The organism is Thauera propionica (assembly GCF_002245655.1).
In the GTDB taxonomy this organism is placed as follows: domain Bacteria; phylum Pseudomonadota; class Gammaproteobacteria; order Burkholderiales; family Rhodocyclaceae; genus Thauera; species Thauera propionica.
Genome location: NZ_NOIH01000007.1, coordinates 399,836 through 424,755 on the forward strand (window position 1 = coordinate 399,836; position 24,920 = coordinate 424,755).

Below are 24,920 nucleotides of genomic sequence, written 5' to 3' on the forward strand. Positions count from 1 at the left end.
GCGTCATGCTCTGGCTCGCACTCCTTGTCCCCAACCTGCCGCTGCAGGTCTTTACCCGTGGCCTCGCGCACGCCGACACGCCGTTCGCGGTCGTCGACCGGGTGGGGACAGCCCGCATCCTGTGCGCCAACACCGCCGCCCTTGCCCTCGGCGTGCAGCCCGGCCAACCGCTCTCGACCGCGCAGGCGGTCGCCCCTGCGCTGCAACTGCGGCCGCGCCAGCCTGAACGCGAAACCGCCCTGCTGACCGAGATCGCCTGCTGGGCCGGGCGCTTCACCCCCCGCATCAGCCTCGCCCCGCCCGACACGGTGCTGCTCGAGATCCAGGCCAGTTTGCGCCTGTTCGGCGGCCAGGCCCGCATCGAACACGAACTCGGCAAAGGCCTCGTGCAACTCGGGGTGTCTGCCCGGCTGGCCTGCGCCCCCACCCCGCTGGCTGCGCGCTGGCTCGCCGCCTGCGGCCAGGGCCTGCCCGCGAGCGAGGACTGGCAGCGGGGGCTGGACGCCTTGCCGCTGGCAGTGCTCGGCAGCGAAGGTGACTGTTCCACCGCCACACTCGAGTTGCTGCACGGCCTCGGCGCCCGCACCCTGGGCGATGTCCGCGCCCTGCCCGCGGCCGGCCTCGCGCGCCGGCAGGCCCAATCGGTCAGCCTGCTGCTCGCCCGTGCGCGCGGCGAGCAGCCCGACCCGCGCCTCTGGTTCGCGCCGCCCGAGCGTTTCCACCACGAACTCGCGCTGCCCGCCCCCACCCACAACAGCGAAGCCCTGCTCTTCGCCGCCCGTCGCCTGTTCGCCAGCCTGGCGTCCTGGCTGCAGGCCCGCCACGCGGCCATCGACCATTGCCGCCTGCGGCTGATCCACGAGCGCCAGCCCGCCACCACGCTCGACATCATCCTTGGCCAGGCCGCCAACGACGAAGCCCACCTGGCCCTGATCGCCCGCGAGCGTCTCGACAGCCTGCCGCTGCCCGCAGAAGTCTGTGCGCTGGGACTCGACGCCGATCATCTGCTGGCACACGCGCCTCGGGCCGAGGACCTGTTCGGTGCCCCGGGTCAGGCGCGCGACCAAGCCATGCGGCTGGTCGACCGCCTGCGTGCTCGGCTGGGCGAGGACGCGATCCGCCAGCTCGCCCCGGTGGCCGACCACCGCCCGGAGGCCGCATGGCAAAGTCAGGCGCAAGCGCAGCCGGGCCGGCGGCGCGCGACGACGCCAGGCGCAGCCTCGAACCCGGACGCTGCCCTCCCCGACCGCCAGCGCCCCTTCTGGCTGCTGCCACAAGCAACGGCGATCAGCCCGCAGCATTACACCCTGCTCGGCGACGCCGAACGCATCGAAAGCGGCTGGTGGGACGACGGCGACGTGCGGCGCGACTATTACCTGGCACAGCGCAGCGACAACACCCTGTGCTGGATCTACCACGAGCTCGCGCCGCCGGGCGGCTGGTACCTGCAGGGCTATTTCGGCTGACGCACGCCGCGGCAGCAGCCGGACACAGCGGACGAACGTAGTAAACTGCGGCCCGCACCCACACGCACCCGGCCTGCCGGGCACAACAACACGATGTCCTCTCCTTCCCAAGTTTCCATCCCCGACGACACCTCGCTCAAGGGCGCACTCAAGGGCGACATCGCCCGCCGCCGCGCCTTGCTGGGCCTGCTCGTCTTCCTCGTCGCACTGCCCGTGTCGTGGTGGCTGTTCAGCCGGCTCGAACCGATCTGGAACCAGATCATGCCGCTCGAAGGCGCGGCCTTCATGGGCGCCGCCACCCTGCTCGGCGCCGCGCTGGCCATCGCACCGCTCGCCGCCGGCATCGGCTTCCTGCTCGCGATCTGGTTCGGCGTCGACAGCGTCTACCAGCCCCGCAGCCGCAGCTGCGCGCTACTCGACCGCGTCATCATCGCAAGCGGGCTCCTCGTGTGGTTCGCCCCGGCGCTGGTCGCCGTCGGCTCTGCGGGTCGGGCACTGTACGAAGGCCGGATCCATTTCGTGCGCCCGCCGCGCGACTACTTCCTCGCCACCGACCCGATCGCCTTCTGGCAGGGGGTCGGCTTCTGGCTGATCATGGCAGGCCTGTTCGGCTTCCTCGCCTGGCGCTACTGGCGTCCGCGCCTGTTCCCGAACGCCGCGGCACAGGATTGAGCACCGCCGCGCCGGGCAGCCCGCTGCCCGCCCCCACCGCCGGCGCCATCACGCGCCAGTTGCTGCACCACGCCTGGCCAGTGCTCGTCGCGCAGGTGCTGTCGATGAGCATGATGATCGCCGACACGCTGATCGCCGGCCGCTACGGCACCGCCGACCTGGCCGCGGTCGCCGTCGGCAGCGGGCTCTACATCTCGGTGGTGATGCTGCTGGTCGGCATCCTGCAGGCGGTGGCGCCCACCGTGGCACACCTGTTCGGCGCAGGCCGACTGCACGCCATCGGCCCGGCCCTGCAGCAAGGCTTCTGGCTAGCGCTGATGCTGGCCGTGCCCGGCACCCTGGTACTCGGCTACCCCGAACCCCTGCTGCAACTCGCCCGCGTGCCACCGGACATCGCCGAAGGCGCCGGCGCCTACATGCAGGCCACGGCCTTCGGCCTGCCCGCGGTGCTGCTGTACCGCACCTTCTACGCCTTCAACAATGCGGTCGGCCGGCCGCGCGTGCTGATGGCGATCAGCTTCGTCGTCACCAGCACCCATATCCCGCTCGCCTGGTCATTGACCCACGGCCTGTTCGGCTTCGCCGGGCTGCCGGCGCTGGGCGGCACCGGCTGCGGCGTATCGACTGCCATCGTCGCCTGGCTCGGCCTGATCTGTGGCCTCGCGCACCTGATCCGCAGTCCGGCCTACCGCCCCTACGCGATCTTCTTCGACTGGCGTCCGCCGCGCCTGCGCGAGATTGGCGCACTGCTGCGGCTGGGCGTACCGATGGGCTTCTCGACCTTCATCGAGATCACCTCCTTCACCCTCATCGCGCTCTTCATCGCCCGCCTCGGCGCCGAAGCCGTCGCCGGTCATCGCGTTGTCGCCAACCTGGCTGCCCTCGTCTACATGCTGCCGCTGGCCATGTCGATCGCCACCCTCGTGCTGGTCGGCCAGGCCGCCGGCGCGCACGACTGGGCACGGGCACGGGCAACGGTGCGCGTCAGCCTGTACCTGACAGCCGGCTTCGCCACCGCCATCGGCATCGGCCTGTGGCTCCTGCGCGAACCGGTGATCGCGCTGTCGTCCACCGATCCCGCGGTACGTGCCGTGGCGCTGGGCCTGGTTGCCTACATCTGCATCTACCAGCTCACCGACTCCACCCAGACCGTGGCGGCCCACGCGCTGCGCGGCTTCAAGGTGACGCTGCTGCCGATGTTCCTGCACACGCTGTGCTTCTGGGGCGTGGGCCTGGGCGGGGGCTACTGGGCCACTTACCACGCCTTCGGGCGCGACACGGCCCCCACCGTGGCTGGCTTCTGGGAGGCCAGCGTGGCAGCGACGGTGCTGGCCACCGCGCTGTTCGGCTGGCTGCTGTATCGCGTCATGGGTCGCCAGGGTGGCCTGGTGGCGGCATCGGGGCGATGATCCAGCGCGGGTCGAGCACGCACCGCAACCCACTCGCGGCAGACAACACTTCAACCTCTCTTGTATAGTTAAGCCATGGAAAAGCGCACCGCCCTGTCCGTGTTCGAATGCCTGTCGTCCGGCATCCGCCTGGACGTCTACCGCCTGCTGGTGCGCAAAGGGCCGGAAGGTATGGTCGCCGGCGAACTGGCGCAGGCGCTCGAGCTGCCCGCCACCAACATGTCCTTCCACCTCAAGGCGCTCAGCACCGCCGGTCTCGTGTCGGTGGAGCAGGAAGGCCGCTTCCTGCGCTATCGCGCGAACATGCCGCTGATGCAGGAACTGATCGGCTACCTCACGGCCGAGTGCTGTGCAGGACAACCGGAGCAATGCCTGACGCTGGACGCGACGTCGCGCTGCACCCCGGGCCGCAGCTGCTGACCCCTCACACGCCCCCCGATCGAGGACGACAACGCCCATGACCGACATCACCATCTACCACAACCCGCGCTGCGGCACCTCGCGCAACACACTGGCGATGATCCGCAACAGCGGCGCCGAACCGCGCGTCATCGAATACCTCAAGACGCCGCCCACCCGAGAGAAGCTGGTGGAACTCATCGCCGCCGCCGGCCTCGGCGTGCGCGGCATCATGCGTGCGAAGGAGGCCTTGTTCGCCGAGCTTGGACTGGCAGATCCGGCTAGGTCGGACGATGAGCTGATCGACGCGATGATGGCCCACCCGATCCTGATCAACCGTCCGATCGTCGTCACCCCGCAGGGCACCCGCCTGTGCCGGCCGTCCGAAGTGGTGCTCGGCATCCTGCCACAGCCCCAACGCGGCGCCTTCACCAAGGAGGATGGCGAGAAGGTGATGGACGCCGAGGGGCGCCGTGTCTGAGCCGCTACCCGATCTGCCCAACATCGAGCCGGCACTGTTCCGCGTTCCCGATCCGGCGCTGTTGCGCGCTGCACAGCCGTCCTCGCACCCACCGCGCATCCTGCTGCTGTACGGTTCGCTGCGCGCGCGCTCGTTCAGCCGCCTCCTGGCCCAGGAAGCCGCCCGCCTGTTGCAGGCCATGGGGGCCGAGACCCGAATCTTCAACCCCAGCGGCCTGCCGCTGCCCGACGACGCCCCCGACACCCACCCCAAGGTCGTCGAACTGCGCGAGCTGACGCAATGGGCCGAAGGCATGGTGTGGTGCTCGCCCGAACGCCACGGCGCGATGACCGGCATCATGAAGACGCAGATCGACTGGATCCCGCTGTCGGTCGGTGCGGTGCGCCCGACCCAGGGCAAGACCCTGGCCGTCATGCAGGTATGCGGCGGCTCGCAGTCATTCAATGCCGTCAACCAGATGCGCGTACTGGGGCGCTGGATGCGCATGCTCACTATCCCGAACCAGTCGTCGGTGGCCAAGGCCTTCATGGAGTTCGACGACAGCGACCGCATGAAGCCTTCGCCCTACTACGACCGCGTGGTCGACGTCATGGAGGAGCTGGTGAAGTTCACCCTGCTCACGCGCGACATCGCACCGTACCTGGTCGATCGCTACAGCGAGCGCAAGGAAAGCGCCGAGGAATTGTCGAAGCGGGTCAATCAGCGCGCGATCTGAGCGTGATAGGCCACTACGGGTGGCATCCAGCATGCAGCTTGGTTCACTGCAGTTCTCCTGGCCGGTCGACGTCGACTCGTGGCGTATTTCACCGCATTGCGGGCAACGGCGTCGTAGCCTTACATCTGCGCAGGACGACAAGGCAATGCCCGGAACTGCTGGCTCTGCCGCTCGAGTCGCTCGCGCGCAAAGATCCCTACCAGCCTCCGGCGCACCGTGCGCCGACCACCCGCGCCGAAAGAAATGACGATCGCAAACACCTCCGACCGCCGCTCCGGAAACGACCGACGTTCAGGCATCGACCGACGGACGACGCTCGGCGGCCCGCCGAGCGGGATCGGCGAGCGGCGCAAGCGGCCCGAGCCGCGCCTGCCCGAAGTCAGCGAGCTCGCCCTGTCCGACGAGGAATGGCAGGCGATGTTCGGCGCGGGGATTGCGAAGCCGGCGTGACGCCAGCCTGCCGAAGGTTGAAACGCGTTCCGGATTGAATCGGTGTCGCGGCCGCTCAGGCCGGGTTGCCCAGCCAGCCCCGACGCAATTTCAGGGCCGCGGCACCGGCCTTGGTCGCAAGCTTCAGGCTCACCTTGTCTGCCGGCGCCTCGGCCAACGTCACGCTGAAACTCATCAGCTCGTCACGACGGAACACGTGCAGCTTCAGCTCGTCGCCCGGACGGCGGCGAAGCAGCATGTCGTCCAGGCTCTTACTGCCCACCTTCAGGCCATCCAGCGCCACCAGCACGTCGCCAGCCGACAATCCGGCCGCCTGTGCCGGCCCGCCATCCAACACGTTGGCGAGCTTCGCCTCGCCATTGCCGGCGGCCAGCTTCACGCCCAGCCAGGGCGCCTTCGATGCCGGCTCGGCGTGGTAGTCGATGCCGAACCCCTTCAGCAACCTGGCCAGCGGCAGGTCGTCCGTGCCCTCCACCGTCTTCTGGAGCCAGCGCGCCAGCTTAGGGCCCAGGGTGTCGCCGCCCACCTCTCGCACTGCCTCGAAGACGCCCGTCTCGGCCACGCCCTGCCCGGTCTGGCCGTGGCGCTGCCAGAGCAGGCGCATCACGTCGTCCAGACTCCGGTTTCCGTCGCTGCCGGCGCGCAGTTGCAGGTCCAGCGCCAGCGCCACCAGCGCGCCCTTCGCGTAATAGCTGACGATGGCGTTGGGCGCGTTCTCGTCCTGGCGGTAGTACTTGGTCCAGGCGTCGAAGGACGACTCGGCCACGCTCTGCTTGGTCCGCCCGTTGCCCTTCAGCACGTTCGACACCGTCTTGCCGAGCAGCCCCAGGTAGTCGTCAGGCGTGATCACGCCACTGCGCACCAGCGCGAGGTCGTCGTAATAGGAGGTGAAGCCCTCGAACGCCCACAGCAGGCGGGTGTAGTTCTCCTGCGTGAGGTCGTAGGGCGTGAACGCCGCCGGCTTGATGCGCTTGACGTTCCAGGTGTGGAAGTACTCGTGGCTGCACAGGCCGAGGAAGGTCTTGTAGCCGTCGGACAGACCTTCCATGCCCTTCCACGGCAGATCAGCACGGCTGCACAGCAGCGCGGTCGACGCGCGATGTTCCAGCCCGCCGTAGCCGTCGCCGACCACCATGGTCAGGAAGGCGTAGTAGTCCATCGGCGGCGGCGCACCGAACAGCGCGATCTGCCACTCGCACACGCGGCGCAGATCCTCGGCCAGACGCTCGAGGTCGCAATCGTGGCGTCCGGTCAGCACGATGTCGTGCGTCACCCCCGCCGCCTCGAAGTGACCCAGGGTGAAGGTGCCCATCTCCACCGGATGGTCGATCAGCTCGTCGTAGTCCGCCGCGCGATAGACGCCGAAGCCGTAGGGCCGCGCCGCACCGCGGATCCCACGCGCCAGCGGCAGCGCCGTCGCCACCTTCCAGTCACGGTAGTCCGCCCCCTCGCGCCGCTCGATGTCAACCAGGCAGGCGCGGTCGGTACGCCCCTCGACCGCCAGGAACACACTGGTGCCGTTGAAGAAACCGTGGGTTTCGTCGAGATGCGCGGCGCGCACCGACAGATCCCAGGCGTAGACCTCGTAGTGCAGGCTCAGCGTGCCGCCAGCCCGCAGCGGCGCGGCGCGCCAGCTGTGCTTGTCGAGCTTCTCCACGCGCCACGGCTGGCCATCTAGCTCGGCGCGCAGGCTCACGATGTTGCGCGCGAACTCGCGGATCATGTAGCTGCCCGGAATCCACGCCGGCAGGCGGAACACCTGGCCAGCCGGATCGGGATCGCGCACGGTGCAACTGACCTCGAACAGGTGGGCATCGGGATGGGCGGGACGGATGCGGTATTCGATGGGGGGCAGCGCGGCAGAAGGCATGGTAAGGCGATGTCCAGTGAAGTGGTCTGACTGTGCATTATGCAATTGCCGATTCGGCGTCGAATCATCAGAGTCACACGAATCTACGTGTGCCTCGCCAGGGCCGATAATGCGCATTCGCTGCAAAAAATAACTAAAGGCAAGGGATCAGTGGGGAGAACCATGAAAGAGGACAACGCGCGTCTGCGTGAAGCCATCGACCGGTTGAGCGTCCCGATCTACATGAAGGACGTTGACGGGCGCTACGTCTACGCTAACGATTTCGCCTGCGAACTGGTTGGCCGGCCTCGCTCGGAGGTCGTCACGGCCAATGACCACGAGCTGTTTCCGCCCGAGCTTGCGGATGTCCAGCGTGCGAACGACCTGCGCGTCATCGAGGGAGGGGAGCCAATCGCCTCGGAAGTGTACCTCCGATTTCCACATAGTCCGGAGCTTCGCTGCTGCCTCAGTTTCAAACAGCCACTGTTCGATGCGCACGGTGATGTCGAAGGCGTAGCTGGCCTGACCATCGACATCACGGAGCGCAAACGCCAGGAAGAGGAACTCGTTGCGCTCAAGGACGACTTTGCGGCAATCATCCAGGCGCTGCCTGATCCGATGTTCGAGCTCGACATCAACGGTTGCTGCTATGCATATCACACACCGGACGACTCACTTCTGCCTGCCGCCCCCTCTGTTTTCATGGGGCGCGCGGTCAGCGAGGTATTGCCCCCGGAAGAGGCACGAATCGTTCTTGATGCCCTGCGTGAAGCGGCGGAAAAAGGACGCTCCAGCGGCAAAGTGTTCAAGGTCGAGACGCCGCATGGCACCCGCTGGTTCGAGTTGTCAGTGGCGCCGATGGCCAAGGTCGAGGGCCGGCCGCAGCGCTTCAGCGTATTGTCTCGCGAGCTCACTGCGCGCCGGCAAATGGAGCAGCAGATCCACGACCTGGCCTTCTTTGACCCTCTGACTCGCCTGCCGAATCGCCGCTTGATGCTTGACCGCCTCGAGCATGCACTCGCCGGACATGCGCATCTCGACAACGACGGCGCCGTGCTGCTGATCGACCTCGACCATTTCAAGGAACTCAACGATACCCACGGCCATGCGGCCGGCGACCAACTGCTCGTAAAGGCGGCGGAGCGGCTACGTGGGTGCATCCGCCAGGGCGATACCGCTGCAAGGCTGGGCGGCGACGAGTTCGTGGTTCTACTCGAGAATCTGGATGGCATCTTCGATCGGCTTGGACACATCAACATGGTCGCCGACCGAATCAGCCAGGAGCTCAGCAGACCCTTCCATCTCAGCTTTGGCCAGAACGGCGAGACGATCTTGTACCAGTGCTCCGTCAGCATCGGTATCACGAGCTTCGGGGGGCCGGACGCTACCGCGACCGATCTGCTGCGGCAAGCCGATACAGCCATGTACCAAGCCAAGTCGGCGGGACGCAATGCGGTGCGTTTCTTCGACCCCGAGATGCAAGCCGCGGTCACCGAACGTGCAAACCTGCATGCAGATCTCCGCGACGCGATCCGTTCCGGTCAGTTCGAACTCTATTATCAGGTGCAGACCACGTTCGACGGCCTGTCCTCGGGCGCGGAGGCATTGCTGCGCTGGTGGCATCCGACGAGGGGTCTTCTATCCCCGGGTGCGTTCATCCAGCTCGCAGAGGAGACGGGTCTGATCGTCCCGCTGGGTCACTGGGTGCTTGAGACGGCGTGCAAGCAGCTCGCCAGTTGGGCAGGCCGTCCGGAAACCTCCGGACTGGTCCTCTCCGTCAACGTCAGTGCGAGACAGTTTCAGCAGCCCGGATTCACCGAAGAAGTGGCGGAGCTGCTTCAGCGCACGGGCGCGCCAGCGAATCGACTCAAGATAGAACTCACCGAAAGCGTCTTGCTCGAGCACGCCGAAGAGGCAATCCGGAACATGGAACGACTTTGCTCGCTGGGGATCGGCTTCTCGCTCGATGACTTTGGTACGGGGTACTCATCGCTTGCGTACCTCAAGCGTCTGCCGCTGACTCAATTGAAGATCGACCAGTCGTTCGTGCGCCATGTAACGACGGATCCGAGCGACGCCACCATCGTGAGGACGATCCTCGCTCTCGGCGACAGCCTCGGCCTGTCCGTGATCGCAGAAGGCGTCGAAACTGAAGATCAGTTGGCCCTATTGGCACAAAGCGGATGCAAGGACTATCAGGGATACCTGTTTGGGCATCCGCTGCCTTTACGGGAATTCGAGGCCTCGGTCATCGCGAATCCGTCAGCGCCGCAACCCAATTGAACGAGTCTGCCAAAAGAGCGGATCCTGCGCCTGAACCCTAGCCGGCCAACGCCCGGCAGCCGTGCCCTCAATGTCGCGCTTGAGCGCGGCCTTGGGAATGAGCGCCCACCAAGTCCAGATACAGCGTCTCGACCTGTTCCCGCGCCCACGGCGTGCGTCGCAGGAACTTGAGGCTCGACGCGATGCTGGGCTCGTGGTTGAAGCAGCGGATGTTTATCCGCCGCCCCAGTTCCGCCCAGCCGAAACGCTCCACCAGCGCGTTGAGCATCCGTTCCAGCGTCAGGCCATGCAGCGGATTGTTGGGCTGGGGCTGCGTCATTGTCTTTCTCCGGACACCGGCGCGGCGTTCGCTGCTGCATCGGACTGCAGCGTCCGTTCGAGGCGCGCCAGATCGAACCCGCGCGCCCGCAGTCGCTCGAGCAGTCGCTCGTAGGCCTGCGCATCGACAACCGGCGTCCGCGACAGCACCCAAAGGTAGTCGCGGCTGGGCTCGCTCACCGCGACGAGCTGGTAGCCCGGATCGAGATCGATCACCCAGTAGTCGCCCCACACCATCGGCAGGAAGGACAGCCACGCGGGCGCGAAGCGGACTTCGAGCCGGGGCGAATCGGCGGGCCCGATCTGGCGCGCCTGGCCGACCGCCTCGGAAAGGCTTCCATCCTCCTCGCGGCAGCGGTTGATGACCTGGATCTGTCCGCTCGGCTGCAAGCTGTAGTCGGCACGCGTATCACCGACGCACTTCTTCTGGAACCAGTTCGGGTACTTGGCGATTTCGTACCAGGTGCCCATGTAGCGCGGCACGTCCAGCGTGGCGATCGTCTGCAGCGGCTCGGCCGCAATCGTCCCTTCAGCGGCCGCCAGGCCCGACTGCAGGCCCAGCGCGCACGCAAGCATTGCGAATGTCGTCTTGATCTTCATGGCGTCTCCGACTGGCTTCCCGCGCCCGCGTTCCCTGCGACCGGCGCTCAGGCCCGACGCTTCAGCAGCAGGCCGCTTTCCAGATGGTGCGTGTAGGGAAACTGGTCAAACACCGCTGCTGCGGCGATCTCGTGGGTGTCCTGCAGCGCAGCGACGTTGTCGCGCAGCGTGACCGGGTTGCAGGAGATGTAGAGGATGCGGTCGAACCCGCGCGCCAGCTCCACCGTGGCCGCGTCCAGCCCGCTGCGGGGCGGATCGACGAACAGCGTGGAGAAGCGGTAGCTGTCGAGCGCGACCTCCTTCATGCGGCGGTACTCGCGACCGCCCGCGAGCGCGTCGCTGATCTCGTCGCTCGACATACGCACCATGGTGACGTTGTCCACGCCGTTGGCGTCGAGGTTGTAGTGCGCCGCACGCACCGAGGACTTGCTGACCTCGGTCGCGAGCACCTTGTCGAAGGCCGGCGCCAGCGCAATGGTGAAGTTACCGTTGCCGCAATACAGCTCCAGCAGGTCGCCGCCCGCATCCGCCACCTGGCGGCTGGCCCAGCCCAGCATCTGGCGATTCACGCCCACGTTGGGCTGCGTGAAGCTGCCCTCGATCTGCTGATAGCGCAGCGTGCGGCCATCCAGCTCGAAGGATTCGAGCAGCCAGTCGCGCCCCAGAACGATCTTCTGCTTGCGGCTGCGGCCGATCAGCTGCACGCCGAAGCGGTCCGCCAGCGCCTGCGCCGCCTCCACCCAGTCGTCGCCAAGCGGACGGTGATAGACCAGGCACACCATCAGCTCGCCGCTGTGGGTGGCCAGGAACTCGACCTGGAACAGCTTGCGCTTGAGCACCTCGCTTTCCTGCAGGGTATCGCGCAGGCGCGGCATCAAGTCGCAGATCGGCTTGGCGGCGGCGGGGAAATCCTCGATCAGCACCACCTTCTTGCTGTCCCCGGCGCTCTCGAACATCGCGTAGTCGATGCGCCCGCCGTGATGCCACAGGCGAAACTCGGCGCGCATCCGGTAATGCAGCGGCGCGGAACGGAACACCTCCGGCTCGGGCAGCCCCAGGCCAGCAAAGTCGGCCTTGAAGGCGGCGAGCTTGTCGGCCAGTTGCGATTCATATTGGGCGGGGTCGATGCGGTCGAGGGACATGGCGGCAGAAGCGTCAGCGGGGCGGAACGGAGGGGGCGGAGTATAACCCGGGCCCGAATCACGCCCGTCGGACGCACACCGGACACCGACCGCAGCAGCCGGACCTTTTGGTGATAATGTCCGGAATATTAGCCAACACTACTTATCCAGATGAACACACTCATCCGCCGCTTCGCCACCGCCCTGGCCCTCGCCGCCGTCCTGCCGCACGCCACGGCCGGCGAGCCAGCGCCCCTGCAGGTCCACGCCGTGAAGCCCGGCATCTTTGCCCTCGTCGGCGAAATCGGCGGCCGGACCTACGCCAACCACGGCCTCAACGCCAACTTCGGCGTCATCGACACCGCCGACGGCACCCTGCTGATCGACAGCGGCGCCTCGGCACAGGGTGCCCGGCTGCTCGAAGCCGAGGCAACGCGACTGACCGGCAAGCCGGTGCGCTGGGTCATCAACACCGGCGTGCAGGATCACCGCTGGCTGGGGAACGGCCATTTCCGCAGCCGGGGCGCCGAACTGATCGCCCTTTCACGTACCGTGGAATTTCAGCAGAAGAATGCCCTCGCCCAACTCGACAGCCTGCGGCCGGTGCTCAAGGAACGTCTCGACGGCACCGAGGCGGTCACCGCCAGCCGCGTCCTCGCCGGCACGCACGAAACCCTGGACCTGGGCGGCCGGCGCATCGAGATCCACTACTTTGCCGATGCGCACTTCCCGGGCGACGTCGTGGTGTGGCTACCGCAGGAACGCATCGCCTTCACCGGCGACCATGTCTATGTGGACCGCATGCTGGGCATCCTGCCGCAGAGCAACGCCGAAACCTGGCTCGAAGCCTTCGAGGCGATCAAGGCGCTCGACCCGACCGTGATCGTGCCCGGCCACGGCTCTGTCACCGATGTGGCCAAGGCGCAGGCCGACACGGGCGACTACCTTGCCTTCATCGTCAGTGGCGTCAAGGCACTGGCTGAGGACATGGCCGGCGTGGACGCCGCCGTGGCGCAACTGGGCGATGCGCCCCAGTTCGCCCGCCTCGCGAACTACGACGAACTGCACCGCGGGAACGTCAGCCGTGCCTACCTGCGTTTCGAAGCTGCCCAGTGACATCCGGGCCACATCGCGCCGCGTCGGCTATACCTTCAACATCAACCCGTGAGGAGCAAGCCCATGAAAGACATCAAGGTACTGTCGCAGGACTTGCGCCTCTGGTCGCGGCTTTCCCCCAAATGAAGGAGTTCACCATGGAAAATGCCACCCACACGATGAAGGACCTCTTCGCCCAACTCGGCCTGCCCAATGGCGACGAGGACATTGCCGCCTTCATCAAGGCGCACTCTCCGCTGCCCGAGTTCATCAAGCTCCCCGACGCCCCATGCTGGACGACCGCGCAGGCGGCCTTCCTGCGCGAGGAGCTGGCCGAAGATGCAGACTGGGCCGAAGTCGTCGATCAGCTCAGTGCGGCGCTGCGCAGTCGCTGAGTACCGCCTTCCCGAAATCCCGTTCTTTCCCGGCCTCGACATCGAGTGACCTGCGCCTGGCGGGCCACACGTGTCCTCTTGCGCGCTCCCTGCGGCGCCTTTGTTAACGGCATTAACAAAGGCGCCGCAGCCGTTCACAAATCTCCCATCGGCGTTAACACCCCATGACTATGATCGGGGTGTGGTTTTTCCACCGGGCTAACCTGGTCTGCAAGTACAGGCAGCACATGCGTTGCGTTATGCAGCGGTCGTTGTCCGGTGAAAACGCGAACACGGAGATTGAGACGTGAACAATCAAGCAAGCGGGCGTACTGCCCCGTCCGGCGCAGAACCCTCCGGGCGCAAGAACGAGTGGCCCAGGTTCCTGCTGCTCGCCTTCGTCGGACTGCCCATTACGATGACGCTGGCGATTGCGGCCTACGGTTTCGTGGTGTGGTTCCTGCAGATCCTGTTCTTCGGCCCCCCGTCCTGATCTGCCCGACAGGGACACAAGGGGGTGCGGCACCACCGCCAGCCCAGGAATCGGACAAAACTCAGGAGCGACAACATGAAAAACCTACTTCGGTCCCTGAGGGACCTCTTCCTCAAGCCGTCAGTCAGGATCGGCCTCGGCGTGCTCGTCACCGGCGGCTTCATCGCCGGCGTGCTGGCCTGGCAGGGCTTCAACACCGCCATGGAAGCCACCAACAAGGAAGAGTTCTGCCTGAGCTGCCACACCATGCACGACAACCTGCTGCCCGAGCTGCAGAAGACGGTGCACTGGAACAACCGCACCGGCGTGCGCGCGCGCTGCCCCGACTGCCACGTGCCGCACGACTTCACCGACAAGGTGGCGCGCAAGATGCAGGCGAGCCGCGAGGTGCTGGGCCAGCTGCTGGGCACCATCGACACCCGCGAGAAGTTCAAGGAGCACCGCATCGTGCTGGCGCAGCGCGAGTGGAAGCGCTTCTCGGCCAACGGCTCGAAGGAATGCCGCGCCTGCCACGACTACAAGGACATGGACTTCGACAAGATGCGTCCGGCCTCGCAGGTGGCGATGCGAAAGGCGGCCGAGCGCAACCAGAGCTGTGTCGACTGCCACAAGGGCGTCGCCCACCAGCTGCCCGAGATGAAGGGCGCGCGCAACCCGGCCTTCGACACCCTGGTGTCCTCCGCCGCCGGCCAGAGCGTGGATGCCGGCAAGGACTACTTCCTGGTCGTGCCGCAGGAGCTCTATGCCGACGAAGGCATGACGAAGCGCATCGGCGCGATCGAGGTGGCCACCCAGGTGAAGGTGCTCGAGACCAAGGGCGACGCGCAGCGCGTCGAGCTGGCGCTGTGGCGCAAGAACAAGGGCTACGGCCGCGTCTGGTACAGCCACTTCGGTCTCAACATCACCAGCGCCGTGCTCGACAAGGAGGTGGCGCTGGATGCGAGCTTCGTGAAGGTGCTCGACACCAAGGAAGACCCGATGACCGGCCTCGAATGGCAGCAGGTCACCGCCACCGCGTGGATGCGCAAGGGCAGCGTGCTCGACAGCGTCGAACCGGTGTGGTCGATCGCCCGCGCCAGCTACAGCAGCAGCTGCAGCGTGTGCCACCGCCAGCCCGAGGAAGCGCACTTCGACGCCAACACCTGGCCGGGCCTCTTCGGCGGCATGGTCAGCTTCACCAGCATGGATGACGACACCGCCCGCGTGGTGCTCAAGTACCTGCAGACCCATTCGTCCGATTTCAGCACGTCGCATGGCGCCGGTTCGCCCGATTCCGCCCTGCAGACCGCGCGTCCCTGATCAGGAGTTGAACACCATGAACTACTCTCGGCGAGGTTTCCTCAAGGCCATGGCGGCCATGTCGGGCAGCGCGCTGGTCGCGCCCGGCCTGCTCACCGCCGCCCCGGCCTTCGCGGCTGGCGAAGCCACCGCAGTCAGCGACGACATCACCACCTGGAAGATCAGCGGCTCGCACTTCGGCGCCGTGCGCGCCAAGGTGGTCGGCGACCGCGTGGTCGATATCCGCCCCTTCGAGCTCGACAAGCACCCCACGGAGATGGTCAAGGGCCTGCTCGGCCTGATCTACAGCCCGTCCCGCGTGCGCTACCCGATGGTGCGCCTCGACTGGTACCGCAAGCGCCACCTCAGCGACACCAGCCAGCGCGGCGACAACCGCTTCGTGCGGGTGAGCTGGGACGAAGCGCTCGACCTGTTCTACGAAGAACTCGAGCGCATCCAGAAGGACTACGGCCCGTGGGCGCTCCACACTGCCGGCGTGGGCTGGCGCTCGGTCGGCCAGGTGCATAGCTGCGGCAACCACATGGTGCGCGGCATCGGCATGCACGGCCGCAGCGTCGGCACCATCGGCGACTACTCGACCGGCGCCGGGCAGATGATCCTGCCCTACGTGCTGGGCTCGACCGAGGTGTATTCGCAAGGCACCTCCTGGGACGTGATCCTCAAGGAGAGCAAGCTCGTCGTGTTCTGGGCCAACGACCCGGTCAAGAACCTGCAGGTGGGCTGGAACACCGAGACCCACGAGTCCTACGCCTACTTCGAGCAGCTCAAGGCCAAGGTTGCCGACAAGTCGATCCAGGTGATCTGCATCGACCCGGTCAAGAGCAAGACGCTGAACTACCTCGGCGCCGCCGAGCACCAGTACATCAACCCGATGACCGACGTGCCGCTGATGCTCGCCATCGCGCACACGCTGGTGAAGGAAGGCCTGCACGACCAGAAATTCCTCGACACTTACACGCTGGGCTTCGACCGCTTCCTGCCCTACCTCGAAGGCAAGATCGAAGACCAGGTCGAGAAGACGCCCGAATGGGCGGAGAAGATCTGCGGCGTACCGGCAGAACGTATCCGCGAGCTCGCCCGCCTGATGGCCAGGCACCGCACCCAGCTCATCTTCGGCTGGGCGGTGCAGCGCCAGCAGCACGGCGAGCAGCCCTACTGGATGGGCGCGGTGCTGGCCGCCATGCTCGGCCAGATCGGTCTGCCCGGTGGCGGCATCAGCTACGCGCACCACTACAGCTCGGTGGGCGTGTCCTCGTCGGGCGCGGCCATGCCCGGCGCCTTCCCGCTCAACCTCGACCCCGGCCGCAAACCCAAGCACGACAACACCGACTACAAGGGCTATAGCGCGGTGGTGCCCATCGCGCGTGTAATCGACGCCCTGCTCGAACCGGGCAAGGAGATCGACTTCAACGGCGGCAAGGTCAAGCTGCCGCCCTACAAGATGGCGATCTTCAGCGGCTGCAACCAGTGGCACCGCCAGCCCCAGCGCAACCGCATGAAGGAAGCCTGGCAGAAGCTCGAGACCGTGGTCGCCATCGACTACAACTGGACCGCCACCTGCCGCTTTGCCGACATCGTGCTGCCGGCCTGCACGCCCTTCGAGCGCAACGACCTCGACGGCTATGGCTCGTACAGCAACCGCGGCATCATCGCGATGCAGAAGCTGATCGACCCGCTGTTCCACTCGCGTCCCGACTTCGAGATCTTCCGCGGCCTCACCCGGCGCTTCAACCGCGACGCCGAATACACTCGCGGCATGGACGAAATGCAGTGGGTGGAAAAGATCTACGAGGACTGCCGCAAGGAAAACGGCCTCAAGGACATCGCCATGCCGCCCTTCGCCGAGTTCTGGAAGAAGGGCTACGTGATGTTCCCCGAGGGCAAGCCCTGGGTGCGCCACGCCGACTTCCGCGACGACGCCGAGGTCAACGCGCTCGGCACCCCGTCCGGTTTCATCGAGATCTTCAGCCGCAAGATCGACCGCTACGGCTACGCCGACTGCAAGGGCCACCCGGTATGGATGGAGAAGACCGAGCGCTCGCACGGCGGCCCCGGCTCCGACCGCTTCCCGCTGTGGCTGCAGTCGGTGCACCCGGACAAGCGCCTGCACTCGCAGCTGTGCGAATCGGAGCCGCTGCGCGAGACCTACGCCATCGCGGGGCGTGAGCCGGTGTTCATCGGCCCCGAGGACGCCGCCGCACGCGGCATCAGGCATGGCGACCTGGTGCGGGTGTTCAACGACCGCGGCCAGTTGCTGGCCGGCGCGCACGTGTCGGACAACTTCCCGCGCGGCGTGGTGCGCATCCAGGAAGGCGCCTGGTACGGGCCGACCGGGCCGGAGATTGGCGCGCTCGACACCTACGGCGACCCCAACACGCTGACGATAGACATCGGCACCTCCAGCCTGGCGCAAGCCACCAGCGCCAACACCTGCCTGGTGCAGATCGAGAAGTTCGTCGGCACGCCGCCGAAGGTCACCTCGTTCGGCGGACCGATCGAAGTCGATCCTGAAGGCAGGGAGGTCAAGCCGGCATGAACGCCCCCGAGCAAACCGCCCTCGAGCGTACCGAGTGGCAACTCGCCAGCGCACAGCGCAGCCGGCTCTACGGCTGGTTCTCCGCGCTGTACGCGCTGGAGGTGTCCGAGGAGACGTTCCGCACCCACTTCGCGAACGGGCGCTTCGCCCCGTTCGCGGGCCTGGGCGAACTCGGCCTGAGCGCCGAGCTGAACCGTCTCGACACCGCCATCGCCTCGCTGCGTGCGCTTCCTCTGCCGCGGCTCGAGCTGGCGGCGGACTACGCCCAGCTCTTCCTGCTCGACGCCAAGACCGGCGCCCTGCCCTACGCCTCGGCGTATGAGGGCGAAGGCACCGCCTCACCCCTCTACGGCGCCGCAGAAGCGCGCATGCGCGAGTTCCTTGCCGCCCACGAGCTCGCGATCGAGCCCGGTTTCCGCGAACCGGCCGATCACCTCGCCGTCCCACTCGCCTTCATGGCCGACCTTGCCAAACGCGACGCCAGCGGTGAAGACATCGCCCATGCCGCAAAGGGCCAGGCCGACTTCCTGCGCGCCACGCTGCTCGGCTGGCTACCCCGCTTCGCCGAACGCTGCCGCCAGGCACGACCGCAGTTCGACTTCTACCCGGCGCTGGCGATGCTGCTGCTCGGCTTCGTGCGCGCTGACCTGGCGTTCCTGGACGACGTCGCTGCCAGCGCCCCCGCTCGCCTGCAATCCCGCCCCGGCTCCCCATAGCGGGTAACATGCGCTCGTTACGCACTGCGCAGGGGGAAACACATGCAAGCATTCGTCTGGGACCAGAATTTCGTCACCGGGCTTGCGCAGGTCGATGAGCAGCACCAGGAGCTGGTGAATCTCTTCAACGCGCTCAACGACTGGCTGTTCTCCACCGATGTGCGCCGCGAAGCCCTGCTCGAGGAAACCTACCGCAAGGTACTCGACTACACCGAGCACCACTTCCGCGATGAAGAGCAGGTGATGCGCGAAGCCGGGATCGACGCGCGGCATCTCGAGGCGCATCAGGCCTTGCACGCGCAATTCGTCGAACAGGTCGGCGCAATGTGGAGCCAGCGCACCACGCTGGTCGAGCACCCCGAAACCATCGTCGGTTTCCTGACCTCCTGGCTCGGCCTGCACATCCTCGGCATCGACCAGTCCATGGCGCGCCAGATCGCCCTGATCCACGCCGGCGTCTCCCCGGCCGCCGCCTTCGACCAGGAGACAGCAGCCCATGACCGCGCCACCCGGGCGCTGATCCAGTTGGTCGGCAAGCTGTATCAGGTGCTCTCGGTGCAGAACACCGAACTCGCCAAAGCCAACGCACGGCTGGAAGAGCGGGTGCAGCAGCGCACCGCCGAACTCGGGCAGGCCAACGCCGAGCTTCGCGAGGCCAACGAACGCCTCGAGCTTTTTTCCCAGACCGACGGCCTGCTGCAGATCGCCAACCGCGGCTACTTCGACAAGCGCCTGGTGGAAGCCTGCAGCGACGCCTTCCGCTCCCGCTCGCCGCTGGGCCTGCTGATGATCGACGTGGATTTCTTCAAGCGCTACAACGACCACTACGGCCATCAGGCCGGTGACGCCTGCCTCAAGCTTGTCGCCGCGACCGTCAGCGGCGCCATGCTCCGCGGCACCGACCTGCTCGCCCGCTACGGTGGCGAAGAACTGGTCGTGATCCTTCCCGACACCGACCGGGAGGGTACGCAGCAAGTCGCCGACCGCATCCTGGACGCCGTGACCGCGCTCGCACTGCCGCACGCGCGCTCCGACGTCGCCGCACACGTTACCGTCAGCATCGGCGGCACCAGCCGCATCCCATCGGATCGGGCCTCGGGCGATGCCCTGCTGAAAGAGGCCGACACCGCCCTCTACCGGGCGAAGGCGGCGGGCCGCAACCGGGTGGTGATGGCCGCTGCGGAGGCGGTCGGTGCAGAATAGCCTCGATCCTACCCCAACCGACCACGGCTCCTTTTTCTCATGACCACGCCCTTCCTCCCCGTCGCCCTCGAACACGCCAGCCGCCTCATTAACCACGGCCCCACGGTGCTCGTCACCAGCGCCCATGGCGGGCGGCGCAACATCATGGCGGCGGCGTGGTCGATGCCGGTGGAGTTCACGCCGCCGCGCATCGCCATCGTGATCGACAAGCACACCTTCTCCCGCGAGCTGATCGCGGCCAGTGGCAGCATCGGGGTGTGCATTCCGGGCGCGGCACTGGCCGACCTGACGTTTGCAGTGGGCAGTTGCAGCGGCCGAGAGGGCGACAAGTTCGCGCGCTTCGGCATCAACGCCGTGAGCGGGCCGGTGCTCGGCGTGCCGCTGCTCGAGGCGGGCTGCGCGGCGTGGATGGAATGCCGCCTGATTCCCGAGCGCCATACCGAGGACGCCTATGACACCTGCTTTGCCGAAGTGGTCGCCGCCGCGGCGAACCCGGCGGTGTTCACCGACGGCAAGTGGAACCTGCACGCCGATAACGCGGCGCTGCACACCCTGCACCACCTCGGTGCCGGCAATTTCGTCTGCGCGGGCACGGTCATCCAGGCCAGGCCCTTGTAGGCGAGGCGCCGCGCGCCGCACCCCGAGCCCAGGCGCCCTTCCGCCTTCGCGCCCGCAGCGTACCGAAGCAGCTCAGGCTTCCGCCATGTCGGCCACCGGGTGCCCGATCCTGCTCCGGACCAGCTCGGCGAGCACGGCCAGCCCCCGCTCGATTCCCGCCTCATCCGCATGGCTGAAGTTGAGCCGCATGGTGCCGTGGGCCGGCACGTCGCCAGCGAAGAAGAGCTCGCCCGGCATGAAAGCCACGCCGCGCTCGATCGCCTCGGGCAGCAGTGCGCGGGTATCGATCGGGGCCAGCAGGTCGAGCCAGAAGAACAGTCCGCCGGGGGGTGTCTGCCAGCGCGCGAGATCGCCGAAGTGGCGTTGCAGCGCGGCGGCAAAGAAGTCGCGCTTGCGGCGATAGGCGTCCACCACCCGCCGCATGCGCTCGGCGCGGTCCGGCGAGCGCAATTGCGCCAGCACGACATGCTGGCTGACGCGGTTGCTGTGCAGGTCGGCCGCCTGCTTCAGGCGCACGAGCAGCGGCATCAGGTCGGGCGAGGCCACCAGATAGCCCAGGCGCAGGCCGGGCGCGAGCGTCTTGGAGAAGGAGCCCTGATAGATCCAGGGCGCGTGTTCGAGCCGCGCGCACACCGGCGTGCGTTCGCAGGCGTCGTAGGCCAGGTCGCGATACGGGTCGTCCTCGAACAGCGGCACGCCCAGGAGCTCGCAGGCGCGGGCCAGTGCGTCGCGCTCGGCGGCGTCGTAGCAGTGCCCGGTGGGGTTCTGGAAGCTCGGGATCGCATAGGCCAGCGCGGGCGGCGCCTCGGCGTCGAGCCCGGCCAATGCCTGTCGCGGACGCAGCGGTGCGAGGCGTGCGCCGAAGAATCGGAATACCTGCAACGCGGCGAGATAGGTCGGCTCTTCCACCGCGACCGTCGTGCCCGGGTCGATGAAGAGCTTCGCCACCAGATCGATGCCCTGCTGTGAGCCGGACAGCACCAGCACCTGTTCGGCGGTGCAGCGCAGACCGATGGCGTTGAGCTCGGCCGCGATCTGCGCGCGAAGTGCGGGCTCGCCCTCGCTGGGGCCGTACTGCAGCGCCTCGCGCGGCAGGTCCATGCCCGACAGGTCGGGAAAGCTGTCCGCCGACGGCAGTCCGCCCGCGAACGAGATCATGCCGGGACGATCGATGACCGCGAGGATCTCGCGGATCGCGGAAGGCTGGAGGCGTTCCACGCGCTCGGAGAGCTTGGGCTGTTGTCGGCTGTTCATGGTTAAGCGTCAATGTTGTTGACCTTTTTGCAAGATAGGCGGACCGACCTATCATGTCAACATGCTTGACCAATCTACGCCTGACTCATTCATGCCAGACACATTCGACGACAAGGATCCGCGCCGCGCGATCGAGCGTTTCTACTTCGCCTACCGCGCCTTCACCGCAGGCCCCGACCGCCTGCTGGAAGCGCGTGGCCTCGGGCGGGTCCACCACCGCATCCTCTACTTCATCGGCCGCAATCCGGGGATTTCGGTCGGCGCCCTGATCGACGCCTTGGGCGTGAGCAAGCAGGCGCTCAACGCACCGCTGCGCGAACTGATCGAGCGCGACCTGATCCGCGCCGAGACCTCGCCCGAGGACCGCCGCGTGCGGCAACTGTCGCTCAGCGCACACGGCCAGGCGCTCGAAGCGCAGCTCACCAAGATCCAGACCGACCTCCTCGGCCGCGCCTTTGCCGATTGCGGCGGCGACGCGACCGATGGCTGGCACGCGGTAATGCAGCGGCTCGCCGCCAGCTGAACGAAGCGCGTCCGCCCTAGCCGGCTGCCATCATCAGCACCGGCGCACGCTCGCCGCTGGCCACCTTGATGCCGCTGCCCGATTGCTTGGCCGCCTTCTTGGCCGCCGCAGCAGCCGAGGCGACCTCCTCCGGCCCCAGGAAGCGGCCGTCGCTGACCTGCACCACCCCCGCGGCGATGGTGGTGAGCGGGAAGAGGGCCTTGAAGCCGCGCCGGTCCTCGCTCTCGAAACCATTGCGGGCCAGTTCGCTCTCGTCGAACAGCTCGCGCGCGCGGCGGTTGAAGCTGTGCACGATGCGCTCGCAGCGCAGGTGCCAGTCCTCGCTCTGGAACAGCACCACGAAATCGTCGCCGCCGACATGGCCGACGAAGTCCTGCGACGGGTCGACATTCGCGACGATGAGCTGCGCGGCGAGCTTGATCATCTCGTCGCCACGCCAGTAGCCGTAGAGATCGTTGTAGGGCTTGAAGTTGTTGAGGTCGAAGTAGGCGGCGGCGAAGCCGACACCGGCATCCAGCAGCCGGCGAATGTGCTCGGTGATGGGGATGTTGCCCGGCAGGAAGGTGAGCGGATTGGCGTGGCGCGCAGCCTCGATGCGTCGCTCGGTGACGGCGCGCACCAGGCTTTCGCCGGTGGCGAGGCCAGCGTAGCGGCCGTCCTCGGTGAGGATGAAGCCTTCGTAAAGGTAGCGCTGGTCGTCGCCCGTCAGCACCGCGATGAGCGAGTCGATTGGCGCGCTGGCCTCGACGCGCAGCGGGGTGGGATTCATGAACAGTGTGCAGGGACGGCGACCATAGATCTCGCGCGAGTAGCGCTGGGCGAACTTGTCGACGAAGTTGCGCCGGTTCACCAGGCCGACCGGGTAGTGCCTGTCGACCACCGCCACCGCCTGCAGCGCCGGATGATCGGTGAAGAGCTGCATCAGGTCTTCGTTGCAGGCGCTCGCCGCGATGGTCGGCGCCGGCACTTTGAGGCGACCGACCGTCTCGGCCATGTCCGGGCGCGGCGCCGAATTGGGCAGCACGGCGATCTTGGACGACCTGAGCACCGCGCGCGCCGCCTCGCCGAAGTCCGCTTCCGGGCGGGCCGCCGGCCGTCCGAACAGATAACCCTGGCCGAAATGGCAGCCAAGGTCGCGCAGCACCGCCAGTTCTTCCGCCTCCTCCACCCCCTCGGCCACCAGCGGGGTACCAAAGGCCGCACACAGGTTGAGGATGGCGCGCACGACTTCGACGTTGCGGCTGTCGCGGTGGATGCCGCGCACGAAGAACTTGTCGAGCTTCACCATCTGCGGCTTGAGCTGTGCCCACAGGCGCAGGCTCGAGCGACCGTCGCCGAAGTCGTCCAGCGCCAGCCCGACGCCCTGCCCGGCGAGGTTGGCAAAGGCCGTCTGCAGGGCGGCGGTGTCCTCCACGCGCTCGTGTTCGGTCAGTTCGAGGATCAGGCGCGCCGGCGACAGGCCGGCATCCACCGCGCAACGCAGCAACTCGCCGCCGCCTTCACGGCCGAACGCGGCGATGAGCGGTGCACTGAGGTTGAGGAACAGCTTGCCCGGAAGCTGCAGCGCGGCAAATTCGCGGATCGCACCCTTGCATGCGGCGATCTCGAGTTCGCAGGCCAGCCCGCAGTGCTTGGCGACGCGCAGCAGGTCGTCCGGTCGTTCGAGCGGAGTGCCCGCCGGCCCCCGCATCAGCGCCTCGTAGCCCAGCACGGTCGAGCGCGCGATATCGACGATGGGCTGAAAGACGAAGTGCAGCTTTTGCCGTTCAAGCAGTTTCCGCAAGGTTACGGCGAGTCCCGCGTTGTGCAGCATGACGTTTCCGGTCTGATGGCGACTGGCGAGTGTGGCGCGGTCAGATTAAGTTTCGATGACCATCTCCGGCGCCGAAGCGCCTCCTGCATCGGCACCGTGAAGCCCTTCACGCCGGCTTTGCTCCGGCACGGCTTGTCTCCTACAAATGAAGGAGGGAGCGGGACCGATGCAGCGCCTCGCTTCATCAACAAGCACGAACACGGGAGGGGGCGATGACGATTCAGATCGGCGGTCAATCAAAACGGATCGGGCTGGCGCTGTCTGGCGGGGGCTTTAGGGCAGCGGCGTTTCACCTCGGCGTGTTCCGCAAGCTGCAGGAAGCGGGTCTGCTGTGGAAGATCGACCTGTTGAGTTGCGTCAGCGGCGGCAGCATCGCCGGCGCCTTCCTCGCCAGCCACTGGGGCGAGGACGATGCGCTGGACAAGCTCGAGCGTTATCTCGCAAGCACGTCGATCGCGGTGTCCTCGGTGATCGGCGGCGTGCTCGATCCCTTCCACAGCCGCCTCGACAAGCTGGCCGCCAGCTACGAGCGCGACCTGTATGGCAAGCGTTCGCTAGGCTCGCTCAAGGACGGCCCGCGGCTCTACATCAACGCCACCAACCTCGCCACCGGCAACATGTTCTTCTTCGTCACCGGCGGCAACCTGCCGGCGGAGATGGGCGAGTGGCAACTGGGCGCCTCGGCCGCGCACGACTTCCGGCTGAGCCGGGCGGTGGCGGCCTCGTCGGCCTTCCCGCCGGTGTTCCCGCCGCTGCGGGTCGACCAGAGCGAATACCCCGCGGCCGGCGTCGACTACGTGACACTGTCCGACGGCGGCGTGTATGACAACCTCGGCGTCAATCCGCTGCTGCGCAAGCGCAATGCGCTGGACTACGTAATCGTCAGCGATGCGGGCAAGCCCTTCCGCATCGACGAGCGACCGACCGAGGCCGGTTCCGCCGTGCTGGTCGCCGCGCTGGACATCATGATGGAACAGGTGCGCGGCCTGCAGTTCAAGCGCCTGGAGCTGAACGCGGCCAAGGCGGGCGGCGCGAAGCCGGCATGGTTCTCGATCGACAGCGAGGAAGGCCAGGCGCAGGCGGGCGACGCGGTGTTCGCCTCCTCGATCAGCACCAACCTGAAGAAGCTTGCCCGCGCCGAGATCGACGTGCTCACCCGCCACGCGGGCGCGCTGATCACACATCGGCTGAACACCTACATGCCCGAACTACTGGGCGGCTGAGGGCGCAGGC

The 24,920-nt window shown here is 67.0% G+C and carries 24 protein-coding genes; 18 read left to right on the forward strand and 6 right to left on the reverse strand.

Annotated elements, in window-relative coordinates; translation table 11 throughout:
• Positions 1-5: 5 nt before the first annotated feature.
• From CGK74_RS07845 to CGK74_RS07875, 7 genes are all read left to right on the forward strand, one after another.
• A complete protein-coding gene (locus tag CGK74_RS07845) occupies positions 6-1,466 on the forward strand; it encodes a Y-family DNA polymerase (RefSeq protein ID WP_094267912.1) in 1,461 nt (486 codons plus the stop codon).
• A 93-nt stretch (positions 1,467-1,559) separates the two neighbouring features.
• On the forward strand, positions 1,560-2,138 hold the full coding sequence (locus CGK74_RS07850) for a hypothetical protein (protein WP_094267913.1): 579 nt from the start codon (positions 1,560-1,562) through the stop codon (positions 2,136-2,138).
• Positions 2,135-3,547 (forward strand): MATE family efflux transporter, encoded by a 1,413-nt coding sequence (locus tag CGK74_RS07855; RefSeq protein ID WP_094267914.1) that lies wholly within the window; start codon positions 2,135-2,137, stop codon positions 3,545-3,547. The genes CGK74_RS07850 and CGK74_RS07855 overlap by 4 nt, the downstream gene beginning before the upstream one ends.
• A gap of 75 nt (positions 3,548-3,622) precedes the next feature.
• Complete coding sequence (locus tag CGK74_RS07860; RefSeq protein ID WP_094267915.1) at positions 3,623-3,967, forward strand: ArsR/SmtB family transcription factor; 345 nt, start codon at positions 3,623-3,625, stop codon at positions 3,965-3,967.
• A 37-nt stretch (positions 3,968-4,004) separates the two neighbouring features.
• A complete protein-coding gene (gene arsC, locus CGK74_RS07865) occupies positions 4,005-4,427 on the forward strand; it encodes an arsenate reductase (glutaredoxin) (RefSeq protein WP_094267916.1) in 423 nt (140 codons plus the stop codon).
• Complete coding sequence (gene arsH / locus CGK74_RS07870) at positions 4,420-5,142, forward strand: arsenical resistance protein ArsH (RefSeq protein WP_094267917.1); 723 nt, start codon at positions 4,420-4,422, stop codon at positions 5,140-5,142. The genes arsC and arsH overlap by 8 nt, the downstream gene beginning before the upstream one ends.
• Before the next feature lie 243 nt (positions 5,143-5,385).
• Positions 5,386-5,592, forward strand: a complete 207-nt coding sequence (locus tag CGK74_RS07875) for a hypothetical protein (RefSeq protein ID WP_094267918.1) — start codon at positions 5,386-5,388, stop codon at positions 5,590-5,592.
• Positions 5,593-5,647: 55 nt separating this feature from the next.
• Here the strand turns inward: CGK74_RS07875 and CGK74_RS07880 are convergent, their stop codons facing one another.
• The gene (locus CGK74_RS07880; RefSeq protein ID WP_094267919.1) at positions 5,648-7,462 is read right to left on the reverse strand and encodes a M61 family metallopeptidase; all 1,815 of its coding nucleotides are present in this window, start codon (positions 7,460-7,462) and stop codon (positions 5,648-5,650) included.
• A gap of 162 nt (positions 7,463-7,624) precedes the next feature.
• Between CGK74_RS07880 and CGK74_RS07885 the strand changes: the two genes are divergently transcribed.
• Entirely contained in the window at positions 7,625-9,724 is a 2,100-nt protein-coding gene (locus CGK74_RS07885; RefSeq protein ID WP_094267920.1) for a putative bifunctional diguanylate cyclase/phosphodiesterase, read from the forward strand.
• A 67-nt stretch (positions 9,725-9,791) separates the two neighbouring features.
• On the opposite strand, the gene CGK74_RS07890 is transcribed toward CGK74_RS07885, so the two are convergent.
• Genes CGK74_RS07890 through trmA form a run of 3 tightly spaced genes read right to left on the reverse strand, consistent with a single transcriptional unit; the run spans position 9,792 to position 11,784 of the window.
• Positions 9,792-10,043: a VF530 family protein gene (locus CGK74_RS07890; RefSeq protein ID WP_094267921.1), complete on the reverse strand. Its 252-nt coding sequence runs from the start codon at positions 10,041-10,043 to the stop codon at positions 9,792-9,794.
• The gene (locus CGK74_RS07895) at positions 10,040-10,642 is read right to left on the reverse strand and encodes a lipocalin family protein (RefSeq protein ID WP_094267922.1); all 603 of its coding nucleotides are present in this window, start codon (positions 10,640-10,642) and stop codon (positions 10,040-10,042) included. Before CGK74_RS07895 ends, CGK74_RS07890 begins: the two co-directional genes overlap by 4 nt.
• Before the next feature lie 47 nt (positions 10,643-10,689).
• Positions 10,690-11,784 carry a tRNA (uridine(54)-C5)-methyltransferase TrmA gene (trmA, locus tag CGK74_RS07900; RefSeq protein WP_094267923.1) on the reverse strand — a complete coding sequence of 365 codons (1,095 nt, stop codon included), beginning with the start codon at positions 11,782-11,784 and terminating at the stop codon, positions 10,690-10,692.
• A 150-nt stretch (positions 11,785-11,934) separates the two neighbouring features.
• Between trmA and CGK74_RS07905 the strand changes: the two genes are divergently transcribed.
• The 8 genes from CGK74_RS07905 (at position 11,935) to CGK74_RS07940 (ending at position 20,097) form a co-directional block, all read left to right on the forward strand.
• Positions 11,935-12,879: an MBL fold metallo-hydrolase gene (locus CGK74_RS07905; RefSeq protein ID WP_094267924.1), complete on the forward strand. Its 945-nt coding sequence runs from the start codon at positions 11,935-11,937 to the stop codon at positions 12,877-12,879.
• A 137-nt stretch (positions 12,880-13,016) separates the two neighbouring features.
• A complete protein-coding gene (locus tag CGK74_RS07910) occupies positions 13,017-13,253 on the forward strand; it encodes a DUF2789 domain-containing protein (protein WP_094267985.1) in 237 nt (78 codons plus the stop codon).
• Between the two features lie 286 nt (positions 13,254-13,539).
• Positions 13,540-13,725, forward strand: a complete 186-nt coding sequence (locus tag CGK74_RS07915; RefSeq protein WP_094267925.1) for a periplasmic nitrate reductase, NapE protein — start codon at positions 13,540-13,542, stop codon at positions 13,723-13,725.
• 75 nt (positions 13,726-13,800) lie between these two features.
• The gene (torC, locus tag CGK74_RS07920) at positions 13,801-15,024 is read left to right on the forward strand and encodes a pentaheme c-type cytochrome TorC (protein ID WP_094267926.1); all 1,224 of its coding nucleotides are present in this window, start codon (positions 13,801-13,803) and stop codon (positions 15,022-15,024) included.
• Positions 15,025-15,040: 16 nt separating this feature from the next.
• Positions 15,041-17,560, forward strand: a complete 2,520-nt coding sequence (gene torA, locus CGK74_RS07925; protein WP_094267986.1) for a trimethylamine-N-oxide reductase TorA — start codon at positions 15,041-15,043, stop codon at positions 17,558-17,560.
• Positions 17,557-18,276, forward strand: coding sequence for a molecular chaperone TorD (gene torD / locus CGK74_RS07930; RefSeq protein ID WP_094267927.1), 720 nt, complete (start codon positions 17,557-17,559; stop codon positions 18,274-18,276). Before torA ends, torD begins: the two co-directional genes overlap by 4 nt.
• Before the next feature lie 42 nt (positions 18,277-18,318).
• On the forward strand, positions 18,319-19,479 hold the full coding sequence (locus CGK74_RS07935) for a GGDEF domain-containing protein (protein ID WP_094267928.1): 1,161 nt from the start codon (positions 18,319-18,321) through the stop codon (positions 19,477-19,479).
• Positions 19,480-19,518: 39 nt separating this feature from the next.
• On the forward strand, positions 19,519-20,097 hold the full coding sequence (locus CGK74_RS07940; protein WP_094267929.1) for a flavin reductase family protein: 579 nt from the start codon (positions 19,519-19,521) through the stop codon (positions 20,095-20,097).
• A 72-nt stretch (positions 20,098-20,169) separates the two neighbouring features.
• Here the strand turns inward: CGK74_RS07940 and CGK74_RS07945 are convergent, their stop codons facing one another.
• Positions 20,170-21,351, reverse strand: coding sequence for an aminotransferase-like domain-containing protein (locus tag CGK74_RS07945; RefSeq protein WP_094267930.1), 1,182 nt, complete (start codon positions 21,349-21,351; stop codon positions 20,170-20,172).
• A gap of 91 nt (positions 21,352-21,442) precedes the next feature.
• On the opposite strand from CGK74_RS07945, the gene CGK74_RS07950 reads away from it, so the two are divergent.
• Positions 21,443-21,874: a MarR family winged helix-turn-helix transcriptional regulator gene (locus CGK74_RS07950; RefSeq protein ID WP_240498664.1), complete on the forward strand. Its 432-nt coding sequence runs from the start codon at positions 21,443-21,445 to the stop codon at positions 21,872-21,874.
• 16 nt (positions 21,875-21,890) lie between these two features.
• Here CGK74_RS07950 and CGK74_RS07955 read toward each other — a convergent pair whose 3' ends face one another.
• The gene (locus tag CGK74_RS07955) at positions 21,891-23,687 is read right to left on the reverse strand and encodes an EAL domain-containing protein (RefSeq protein WP_094267932.1); all 1,797 of its coding nucleotides are present in this window, start codon (positions 23,685-23,687) and stop codon (positions 21,891-21,893) included.
• A gap of 212 nt (positions 23,688-23,899) precedes the next feature.
• Between CGK74_RS07955 and CGK74_RS07960 the strand changes: the two genes are divergently transcribed.
• Positions 23,900-24,910 carry a patatin-like phospholipase family protein gene (locus tag CGK74_RS07960; RefSeq protein ID WP_094267933.1) on the forward strand — a complete coding sequence of 337 codons (1,011 nt, stop codon included), beginning with the start codon at positions 23,900-23,902 and terminating at the stop codon, positions 24,908-24,910.
• Positions 24,911-24,920 lie beyond the last annotated feature (10 nt).